The organism is Mesorhizobium sp. WSM3866, assembly GCF_002294795.1.
Lineage (GTDB): Bacteria > Pseudomonadota > Alphaproteobacteria > Rhizobiales > Rhizobiaceae > Mesorhizobium.
In genome coordinates, this window is the sequence record NZ_NSGC01000029.1 from 21,797 (window position 1) to 32,314 (window position 10,518).

At 57.3% G+C, this 10,518-nt stretch carries 9 protein-coding genes and 1 pseudogene; 2 read left to right on the forward strand and 8 right to left on the reverse strand.

What is annotated here, in order from left to right; genetic code table 11:
* Positions 1 to 260: 260 nt before the first annotated feature.
* The 5 genes from CK222_RS30665 to CK222_RS30685 all read right to left on the reverse strand — a co-directional run bounded on the left by CK222_RS30665 (position 261) and on the right by CK222_RS30685 (position 6,052).
* Positions 261 to 1,616 (reverse strand): Glu/Leu/Phe/Val dehydrogenase, encoded by a 1,356-nt coding sequence (locus tag CK222_RS30665; RefSeq protein WP_095802906.1) that lies wholly within the window; start codon positions 1,614 to 1,616, stop codon positions 261 to 263.
* A gap of 133 nt (positions 1,617 to 1,749) precedes the next feature.
* Positions 1,750 to 2,286, reverse strand: a complete 537-nt coding sequence (locus CK222_RS30670) for a UPF0262 family protein (RefSeq protein ID WP_245433404.1) — start codon at positions 2,284 to 2,286, stop codon at positions 1,750 to 1,752.
* A gap of 938 nt (positions 2,287 to 3,224) precedes the next feature.
* Positions 3,225 to 4,442 carry an FAD-dependent oxidoreductase gene (locus CK222_RS30675; protein ID WP_176477794.1) on the reverse strand — a complete coding sequence of 406 codons (1,218 nt, stop codon included), beginning with the start codon at positions 4,440 to 4,442 and terminating at the stop codon, positions 3,225 to 3,227.
* 102 nt (positions 4,443 to 4,544) lie between these two features.
* Positions 4,545 to 4,865, reverse strand: coding sequence for a Rieske 2Fe-2S domain-containing protein (locus CK222_RS30680; protein ID WP_095802908.1), 321 nt, complete (start codon positions 4,863 to 4,865; stop codon positions 4,545 to 4,547).
* A 176-nt stretch (positions 4,866 to 5,041) separates the two neighbouring features.
* The gene (locus CK222_RS30685; protein ID WP_095802909.1) at positions 5,042 to 6,052 is read right to left on the reverse strand and encodes a sterol desaturase family protein; all 1,011 of its coding nucleotides are present in this window, start codon (positions 6,050 to 6,052) and stop codon (positions 5,042 to 5,044) included.
* 408 nt (positions 6,053 to 6,460) lie between these two features.
* On the opposite strand from CK222_RS30685, the gene CK222_RS32640 reads away from it, so the two are divergent.
* Positions 6,461 to 6,631 carry a hypothetical protein gene (locus CK222_RS32640; RefSeq protein WP_176477792.1) on the forward strand — a complete coding sequence of 57 codons (171 nt, stop codon included), beginning with the start codon at positions 6,461 to 6,463 and terminating at the stop codon, positions 6,629 to 6,631.
* Positions 6,564 to 7,139 (forward strand): annotated as a pseudogene (locus CK222_RS30690) (IS3 family transposase); the annotation flags it as partial. The gene CK222_RS32640 and the pseudogene CK222_RS30690, both read left to right, overlap by 68 nt.
* A gap of 231 nt (positions 7,140 to 7,370) precedes the next feature.
* Here CK222_RS30690 and gfa read toward each other — a convergent pair.
* From gfa to CK222_RS33280, 3 genes are all read right to left on the reverse strand, one after another.
* Complete coding sequence (gene gfa / locus CK222_RS30695) at positions 7,371 to 7,940, reverse strand: S-(hydroxymethyl)glutathione synthase (protein WP_095802901.1); 570 nt, start codon at positions 7,938 to 7,940, stop codon at positions 7,371 to 7,373.
* A 65-nt stretch (positions 7,941 to 8,005) separates the two neighbouring features.
* Positions 8,006 to 9,133, reverse strand: a complete 1,128-nt coding sequence (locus CK222_RS30700) for an S-(hydroxymethyl)glutathione dehydrogenase/class III alcohol dehydrogenase (protein ID WP_095802902.1) — start codon at positions 9,131 to 9,133, stop codon at positions 8,006 to 8,008.
* Between the two features lie 979 nt (positions 9,134 to 10,112).
* Positions 10,113 to 10,518: MFS transporter (locus CK222_RS33280; RefSeq protein ID WP_245433405.1), on the reverse strand; the 406-nt coding region annotated here is incomplete at its 5' end.

A 10,518-nucleotide genomic window follows, 5' to 3' on the forward strand; every position in this document is an offset into this window, starting at 1 on the left:
GAAGTTGTGCACGTCGTCCGCGACCGGTTGAGTGCGCCGGGCAAGAGGGTCGGACATTGCAAGAGGGTGCTGGAATCCATCGTGCCCTTGTCCAATCGGGCAACGGTTCATCACTCGTGAAATTAGAAAGCACCCTGCCGACGGGGAGGTCGCGCCGGCAGGGTGAGCCGCTCAAGAACCACGCCCGATCGAGACCAGACGGCTGCGGCAGTAATTGACTCCGGCGTTCAAGCATTGGGCGGAGCCCCCTGGGTACACTCTCAAATGCCTATAGCCTCATAGGCCGCGGCGATTCTTCGAATGGCGACAGTGTAAGCCGCAGTCCTATAGTCACCAAGTTTCGGCTGCGACTCAAGCAAGTCCGCAATATTGGACCAGGCACTCCGCATGACGTCCTCAAGGCCGGAGCGAACAAGGTCAATCTCGGCGCCGCCCTCCAGAAATTCGTCGCGCATGTCGGCGGGAAATGTCTTGCCCGTCATTCGTTCGAGCGCTGTGGCAATCGTGTGATTTCGCCGCTCGCGCCGCCGCCTCTCCATCAGGCCGAATGGTATGTGAGTCAGATTCCTCACCCATTCGAAATAACTCACCACCACACCGCCCGCATTGACGTAGAGATCGGGCAGGATTGTCGCTCCTCGAGAGCGCAGAATTCGGTCGGCCTGAAAAGTGACAGGGCCATTGGCAGCTTCAACGACGAGGCGCGCCTTGATCCGTTCCGCGTTTTCGAGGTGAATGGCATTCTCCATCGCCGCGGGAATGAGGATGTCGCATTCCTCTTCAATTCCACTCATCTCGCCTGCGAAGGAAGTGGCGCCCTCAAAACCGAGAATGCTTCCGGTGCGCAACTGATGCTGTTTCAAAGCTTCGACGGGAAGGCCTTCCGGATTGGAAACAAATCCGTCGCGTTCGGCGATCAATACAATCCGCGCTCCGTCGTCTTCTGAAAGGAATTTGGCGGAGTGGTAGCCCACATTGCCAAAACCCTGAACAATAACACTTGCCTCCTTCAGATCTCGCCGCCCGCTAATCCCAGCGGTACGCGTATCGCGCAGATAGCATTGGATGGCGAACTGCACTCCGCGACCTGTCGCCTCGGTGCGTCCGGCGATGCCGCCCTTGGAGAGCGGCTTGCCGGTGACGCAAGCGCGCGCGTTCACCACGTCAGTAGGATTGGCACGGCGGAATTCGTCTACCATCCAAGCCATCTCGCGCTCGCTGGTGCCTACATCAGGCGCTGGCACGTTGAGGCCGGGTCCGATCAGGCCACGTTTGTTCAACTCCTGAGTGAACCGGCGGGTGATGCGTTCCAGCTCTTGCGGCGTCCACTCGCGTGGATCGATCTTGAGTGCGCCTTTTGAGCCTCCGAACGGTACATCAACCAGCGCGCATTTCAGCGTCATCAGCGCCGCAAGCGCCTCAACTTCTTCAGCATCGGAATCCGGCGCATAGCGAATGCCTCCTTTGACGGGCTCACAGTGTTCGCTATGCACCGAGCGCCATCCGACAAAGCTGTACATACGACCGCGCAATCTCACCCCGAAGCGAACCGTGTAGGTGGAGTTGCACTGTATGATACGTTCGGCAAGTCCTTCGGGGAGGTCGAGGAAGGCCATGGCAGATCGAAAGTTCAGATCGATACTCGCCAAAAAGCTCGATGCGGGATTTGAGACCAGGCCATCCATTAAGGCGCTCCATAGATAAAGTAGAGATTGCTTGCACTTCCGAGCAGACTTCTACGCCTGCCCTTCACTGTTCATTCCGATGCCCATTCATGAGCGGTGTATTTCGTAGGAACAGAACGTAGACCAGCGTGAACAGCTGTCGGGCGGTGTCGCTATCGGTGACTACCTTATCGGAGAGCCTCTTCTTCAGGAATTCGGCGCCCTCCTCGCGAAGGGTACAACGTGCCCCGTCAATCTTTGCAAGCGCAGCTACGCCCGCGCGCGACATCGCATCGTAATAGTTCTCGCAGGTGACAACGTAATGCTTGAGGAACTTCCGCATCGGAATGAGCGAAATCTGATGGGTAATCACGTTCACGCGCCTTTCGGTGGCGACCTGGAAAGCGAGTCCGTCACGGTCCAACGCGAGATGCAGCCGGTATGGGCCGCGATCATGGCCGACCGGGATAAAAACATTGCTTCGGATCAGATTCGCAACCGCAAGAGAACGTTCCCGCTCAACATGCTCGTTGCGGCTGAACGGCCCCTCAAGCGAAACCTCACATATTGAAGAACTCGCCTTGTCCACGCCCACCTGCGTCAGCCCCAGTTCGAACACCACAAGCGGGCGTGGTCCTTCGGCTTCACCTGAACATTGCGAGCGATGGTATCGTCTGGTTTCAAACCATGTCCCTTCATGTCGGAGCGTTCCCGGTTAGAAACCGAGGAATGGCATACGTTTCCAAGTGGGCGAGGAGCACTTGGCTTTAGGCCAACATCTTGGGCGCGGTAAGAGCGAAAAAACGATAGGTCGGTATAGGATCAATTTATGCGAGCAGGTGCTTTGCTGGCTTCTTCGGCAGCACCAGGGGAGCATAGGAGCAACTTCAAGATGCCGGGCCGGAACCGCGCCTTTGATGCAGAGCAAAGCCCCCACGGGTGCGCCGACGGTATGGGGAATATCCTTGACTTGCTGACTGTAGATGGTTCCGGCTTACCCGACCCTACGTTCAAGCAAGGCGAACGGCATCCGCCTCACGAAACTACGCATCGGATGATCCACATAGCCAGTGCCCTGCCCAGCTCTGGCGTGCAACGACATTGTCATTGCAATGTCCCTTACCATGCGCTGAACAGGATGCATGCGCCGTGACGGGGATGGTCTTGGCCTCCAAGCTTCAGCTTTGTCTCGCGACGGTCTTGCAGATCGGAAACTGGGGATGGGCCTCCCGGCATGCAAGAAAAAAACCCGTTCGACGAGCTGCTTCGCCGGAGTAACCGCGTGACGATACCCCATGGGCTAACATGGGAAAAGTCACTGTTGACCCTTCGGAGGGAGGCCACACATAGCGCGCCTGTCCACTATTCCCGAAGGCGTCAACAAGACAGCTATACATTTTGGTTACATCCTTTTTTGTTAAACCGGAATTTCACCCTATGAGACTTTTTGGAAAGCTTATTTCGCCGTGTGCCTCGATGCGCTTTTTGCAACGATAACTCAATTGTCAAATCTTCAATGTTACGATTCTCAAGGAGAGCTCGAAATGAATTCGCTCGCTGCTACACAACCAACGATTTAATGGCGATAGCGGGATCCGCAAGCGCCTCAGCTTTAGGGCGAATCCGCCTTCCGATCATCGTCTCGGCGACACGAATATCCTTCCCGATAGTGGCAAGATTCCCAAATCCGCATGCCGCCACCAAGCGCCCGTCCGGGGCCAAGTAAAACGAAATCTGCCCCTTCTCACCAAGGTCTCTATTTACAGTGGCATCCGAACTACCATAGATACCGGCGATCTGAAGCGTCTCCTCGTACTGGTCCGACCAAAACCATGGGACGCTCTCATAGGCAGAGTTCGAGCCCAACATGTTGGCTGCCGCCGCCGCGCCTTGTTGCCACGCGTTTCGCCACACCTCAAGCCTCACTCGTTGGCCGTAGAGTCGGTGTAGAAACGAACAACAGTCGCCGGCCGTAAAAGTGTCAGGATCTGAAGTGGCAAGCATGTCGTTCGCCGCGATCCCATTTTCGATCGCCAGCCCCGCCGCTTGGGCAAGTTCCACATTTGGCACCGCACCGACTCCGACCAGCACCAGATCGGCAAGGCATGTGCGGCCGTCCGCCAGCAATACCGCCGATCGTCTGTCGACCGCCCTGACAGCTGTGACCGTAGAACTCAGCTCAATGCGTACGCCGGCATTCAAGTGCTTTGCTTTGACGCGCTCAGCTATGCTGGCTGGTACTGCCCGCATCAGCAGCCTAGGCCCGACCTCCAGCACCGTCACGGTGGCTCCCTTGGCCGCCGCACCTGCTGCAACTTCAAGCCCGATGAAGCCTCCCCCGATCACGACGACGCTACGTCCAGGCTTGATCGCTCGTCGAATAGCCACGGCGTCGGCGTAGGTGCGAAGCGTGGCCACTCGACATTCTGGATCGACCGGAGCGCATAATATTCGCGGGCGAGCGCCTGTTGCTAGTAGCAAACGCTCGTAACCAAGGCGCTTGCCCCCTGACAGCGAAACGGTATGTGCTGCGCAATCTATTGACTGGACGTTGCACCCCTCGAAGTATTCGATTTCCAAATCTGTCAACCGCTCGCTAGTGATAAGGAACTTTGGTCCAGTATCTCTGCTCTCGGCCAAGTGGCCTTTTGATAGAGGCGGTCGTTCATACGGCAGTGTAGCTTCATTGCCGATCAGGATGACACGTCCCCGCCAGCCGCCATCTCTCAATGCAACAGCAGCGGCCGTGCCCGCTTCTCCCGCACCGACGATTGCCATAGCGCGTTCATTTTTCACGCCGGCAATTTCCCGATTTGCCGGGCCACACTATAACCCATTCCATCGCTAGCGCTGGGCACATGTTCCTTCCAACGGGCCGATTTAGATTTTGATGAGCACAACATTGGACTCAACCTTGAGTTCGTAACTTCTTATGTCGATGCAAGCAGGCAAGGCTCGAGCCTCGCCGGTTCGGTAGTCGAATGCGCCAAAATGCTTGGGGCATTCAATGATGTTGCCGTCGACAATTCCGTCTGCGAGATGAACCTTTTCATGGCTGCAGTGCCCGTCAATCGCAAAGTAGTTGCCATCTGGGGACCGGATAACTGCAAACGAGCGCCCTTCATGCTCGAACCTCATAGCTTCTTCAGGCGCCAAAGCCTCCAAGGCGCAAACCTCTATCCATGCTACTGGCTTGCTCATGTCTCCTCCTCTCACAAATGGGATAATATCTGGAACAACAGTGATGTACGAGGGACTGTCGAAAGAGTCCGAACGGAGCATTTCACTCACAATGCATTAAGTGGTGCTGTTTAGAATTTCTGCACAGACGATCACCGGAACATCCACACACATTTCACTGCCCCCCCCAGGGACAGCTATGTCTTGGAGCCGCCGCGCTTGAACTTCTTCTCTTTCATTCTCTTATACATCGCCTCATCGGCCTCTGGAGAGCCATCGTGCGATGTGCCGAACCACTCATCGAATGGGATCAACGTATCGGTGTAGTTCACCTCAAAATACCTGTGATGCAAGTAATGATAATAATTATCGTAGTCGAAATGCTTGTCTCGTCCGGCTACCACCTTGTGGAAACCCAGGTGACCCAGCGCTGGCTGCAGCGCTTGCAGCATTAGGAAGAACATCACGTTCATCGGATGGGACGGCACAATGAAGTAAAACAACGCCCCCGAGAAATAGATGATATGCTCGAATGTATGCATCGACAAGCCCGACCATGGCCCTGGATTAACGCTATTATGGTGTACCCTGTGGATAACGTGGTAGAGAGGTCCAATGTGGATCAAGCGGTGAATCACGTAAAAATGCAGCGAGGACCACGCCGGCGCGAACAGGATTAGTGCGACAAAGTAAACAGGATGTTCCTGGATATTTATTTGCGTGATATGGCCATTCGAATATGCCCACCACGCTAGCAATTCGTACGCTGTCCAGACAGGCACCCCACTACACATGGTCCGGAAGGCATTGTCAGCCGTCTGGCTTCTAAACAGGAATACTGAGTTGTCGGTGTCTGGCCACTTTGAATTGTATTTGAAATTGATTCCTTGGCGGCGGTAAATGTAGAGCAGCGTGTGCAGCCCGCCATATACGAGAATTGCCAGCGTGGCATTGCGCAAGAGAATGACCGCCCAGCTGATACTGAGTTCTCGCATCGTATCCATCGCGGGGATCAGGTAAAGCCACGTAATAACCGATATGCCCATGAGGAGCGTATTCCAGGGCCAAAGATATCCTGGAAACCCGAACATCCACACGAAAAACTTTTTCGGTTGAGCAGGCCATACAAACAACGGCGCGCGTGAGGGCCGCTTATGAGGTGTCCACTGGCCCCGTTTGTCACGGCTTCCAAAAACGCTGTCGTCCACGGACTTCTCCTGAAAGTTCGAAAGGACCTTCGACGCAAACGGCTTCAAAGGTCTAACGGCCGACCAACTTACTAGGGAGCACCATGCTGAGATACTCCATGTCGGCCTACCGCCTAGCCAATGCCCGTCCGTTAAGTGGAGAGGCTAACAGAGCTTAAGCGACAATCGGAGGGTGCGTAACTGGGAAGAGATTGTGGCGCGCTATAAACACATGTTATGTCTCGTCATTGTCCCAGCGAGCACGGCAGACCCATCCGCGGCTACTCCCTCGTTCATTCTCCCGGCTCAATGCTGGGGAAAGCCCTGGCTCGCGCAGCTCTCTCCCTGCAGCTTAGCTGGCCTCATTGGCATGCTGCCGGTTTCGCGGACACCTGAGGTGAAGGAGTTTAACGGAATTGGAGAGTGGAAATGCAGAGAAGGAAGTTCAGCCGCGAGTTCAAGCTTGAGGCAGTGAGGCTGGTGAAGGATCTGCGCGTCGCGGTGACGCAGGCGGAGCACGACATCCTGGGCTCTGCATCGCATCGAATGGCTGATGCGGGAGAACGGCTTCGCCGCGGACTGCCCGAAGGACACCGGTGAGCGAGCAGCCGTGTCGGCCAACCTCGTCGAGCGCAGCTTCGAGGCCGCTGCACCGAACCAGAAGGGATCGCGGACTTTACCTAGGTCTGGATCTACGTTGCCCTCGATCTGTTCTCGCGTCGTATCGTCGGATGGGCGATGAAGGCAGAGATGACGGCCCAGCTCGTCACCGACGCCCTCATCATGGCGATGTGGCGCCGAGGCAGGCCCGACAGGCTGCTGTACCACTCCGACCAGGGATCGCGCAATATAACGAGCGAGCAGTTCCAGCGACTGATGGCTGATCACAGCATCACCTGCTCAATGAGCCGGTCGGGCTACGTCTGGGACAATGCTGCGATGGAGAGCTTCTTCGTCGCTCAAGACCGAGCGGACAGCCAAGGTCTACAGGACGAGGGATGACGCGAGGCCGCATGTGTTCGACTACATCGAGCGCTTCTCTAACCCTCGGCGCATGCACTGGACGCTCGGCTATCTGAACCCCGTCGAGTTTGAGGAATATGCTTAGCTTAACCTCGGTGTCCGAAAAACCGGCAGTAGGCCAGCTCACGCGGATGCTCCGTCGAGCTCAGGTGTCGAACTGCGAGAAGTATACAGCACCTCCGAGGCGTCGAGATTGCGCCGCGATAAATCCGGCAGAAAAAAGTCGATCAATGCGCAGATCCGCCGGTCAGGCTAATCGAAGCGATCTGCGGAAGGCCGGGCGATCTCGTCCGACCCTTGTATAGTCGATCGGTGGTTAGGCCGGCAGCGCGCCGGACTTCTTCGCCGTCCAGGTGGCCATATAGTCCATCAGGCCGGGATTGAGGCAGTCATAGGGCTCCAGCCCGATCGACCTCAGCTGGGCGCGGATGCCGGCCATGCGGCTCGGGTCGACGCCGGATTCGATGATCGAGGAGACGAAGGCGGCAAAGCCCGGAGGCGACCAGCCATCCTCCTCGAAGCGCTCCGGATGGATGAAGGACAGGCCCTTGAAGGGATGGTCGCGCTCGACCGGGCCATGCATGTGGACGCCGCAGCCGGTGCAGGCGTGGCGCTGGATGAGGGCCGAGGGGTCGACCACTTTCAGCTTGTCGCCGTTCTCGGTGACGGTGACGTCGCCGGTGCCCGCAACGGCAACCACGGAGAAGATCGCGCCTTCCGGTTTCCAGCATTTGGTGCAGCCGCAGGCGTGGTCGTGGGCGATCTGGCCCTTGACCTTCACCTTCACCGGCTTGCTGGTGCAGGCGCAGACCAGCGTGCCGCCGGCAAAGCTCGCGCTTTCCTTGGGCAGGCCATTGTCGATCGAGTGATGCAGTTTTTCCGCCATTCCTACTTCCTCCTATGTTGTCCATAAGGTCGCGGGCGTTCGGCCCGAGGCCCGATGGCGTTGCCTTAATAAACCACGACGCTGCGGATCGACTTGCCTTCATGCATGAGGTCAAAACCCTTGTTGATGTCCTCCAACTTCAACGTATGCGTGATCATCGGGTCGATCTGGATCTTGCCCTCCATGTACCAGTCGACGATCCTGGGCACGTCGGTGCGGCCGCGCGCGCCGCCGAAGGCGGTGCCCATCCAGGTGCGGCCGGTGACCAGCTGGAACGGCCTGGTCGAAATCTCCTGGCCGGCGCCGGCGACGCCGATGATGACCGACTTGCCCCAGCCGCGATGCGAGATTTCGAGCGCCTGGCGCATCACCTTGGTGTTGCCGGTGCAGTCGAAGGTGTAGTCGGCGCCGCCGATCTGGTCGGCGCCGCGCTTGGTCATGTTGACGAGGTGAGGCACGATGTCGCCGTCGATCTCCTTCGGATTGACGAAATGCGTCATGCCGAATTTTTCGCCCCAGGGCTTCTTGTCGTTGTTGACGTCGACGCCGATGATCATGTCGGCGCCGGCAAGGCGAAGGCCCTGGATGACGTTGAGGCCGATGCCGCCGAGACCGAAGACGACGGCGGTGGCGCCCTGCTCGACCTTGGCGGTGTTGATGACCGCGCCGATGCCTGTCGTCACCCCGCAGCCGATGTAGCAGATCTTGTCGAAGGGGGCGTCGGGATTGACCTTGGCCAGCGCGATCTCCGGCAGCACGGTGAAATTGGAGAAGGTCGAGCAGCCCATATAGTGGAAGAGCTTGTCCTTGCCCATCGAGAAGCGCGAGGAACCATCCGGCATCAAGCCTTGCCCCTGCGTGGCGCGGATGGCGGTGCAGAGATTCGTCTTTCTCGACAGGCAGGAGGGGCACTGTCGGCACTCGGGCGTATAGAGCGGGATGACATGGTCGCCCTTCTTGACCGAGGTCACGCCCTTGCCGGCATCGACCACCACGCCGGCGCCCTCATGCCCGAGGATCGCCGGGAACAGGCCTTCCGGATCGGCGCCCGACAGGGTGAACTCGTCGGTGTGGCAGATGCCGGTTGCCTTGACCTCGACCAGCACCTCGCCTTCGCGCGGCCCTTCGAGGTCCACCTCCATGATCTCGAGCGGCTTTCCGGCGGCGACGGCTACGGCGGCACGCGTTTTCATCTTTATTGTCCTCGTTCCAAAGCCATGGCCTCAGCGTTCGATCGCTCCTTGCGAACACTGACTTCCATCAGTAGGTGAACTGCGCCTTTGGCTGCAGACGGTCTCACTACCCAAATATTTGCCCGTCGGGCAACGTAGAGGTATCGACCAAGCTCTTCGTTGTGATTGCCGGAAAACTCCGCAAAGCCCAAAAAGCCTAGGTTACAGAGCTTCTACCGGTCTCTGCCGGCAGGAGACTTGAGGTCGCTGCCAGGCCGATCCGCCTTGGACACGCGGCGTGAAGACCAAGCGTCTACGCAGCATAGTTTCCCATTGATCCACGATGATTGTCGCCCCTACTTAGTTTCAATCTAGTGGGCAGAAGCAGACATCCCAATTTCACTGTTGACCCCGCCGCCTAGACGACTTGTCGTGCAGCAACTTCCTTTCAGCTCCGCCACGGCGGGCACTAAACCCAATCACAGCCTTTCCTAGGCGCCCAGCTCCAGGCATGCATTGTGCAACCGGAATCCGCAGCCTTGTATCCAAGAAGAATGAAATCAGTCCCCGAGTGAGCTGGAATGACATTGAAGCGGTCTTGCGTGTCATCCGACTACAGAGAGCATGTCGGGCCAGAGCGTTGTTTCGTTTCGAATAAACCATGGGCCAAAGTTCTTGTAGATCGAAAAGAACGACGGTTGATATAAATTTTCTTTATCTCTGAGGTGGACATCTTAAAACGTTAAGCGTGGAGAACGCCCCAAGGGAGGCTTGCAATGATGGTAGCAATCTGATGTCCGATCGGACGATAATTCCCAAATTGTCGCCTAACCAGATTAGCGGGCAGATACCGGCTGGGTGTATCTCGAGGCAGGGAAACCCGAGCTGGACTACCCGCCCTCCTCTGATGGCGTCAGCCATGAGCTGTACCGCTTTCGGACGAACCCTTTGATAGCACTAGGCGTGCGCAATGCATGACTGGTGCGTTGAAAAGCATCCGTTAGGCGCGCAGCATCTGTCGCTTGTGCGATATATAAGCCATCGGCGGATGGGACTTGCGCCTGGACCACCGCAACAAAACGTCCGAGCCGGAAACCGGAGCCATGAGCCAACCGAGCGCGACGTTCCGCATCAGCCAGCCGAGGCTAGAAAGCTGTGATGCCAGAAGAATGGAACCAAAGGTCGGATTCTCCAGCGGCGCCAGTAACCCTGTGGACGCATGTTCGGTCGGAGGCATACTATCGGTCTCCTCGAAAGGAGTTCGAGCATTGCTGGTTCGCCAGACAACGGCTTCGATCAATGCTGTTCGTGGGCTACTCAGTGAATCGGGAGCTATGGCTGAAACTGGGTGATGACGGTTTGAGGAGAGCGGCGTATCGAGGCGGGTGATGAAGCCTGCCAGAACC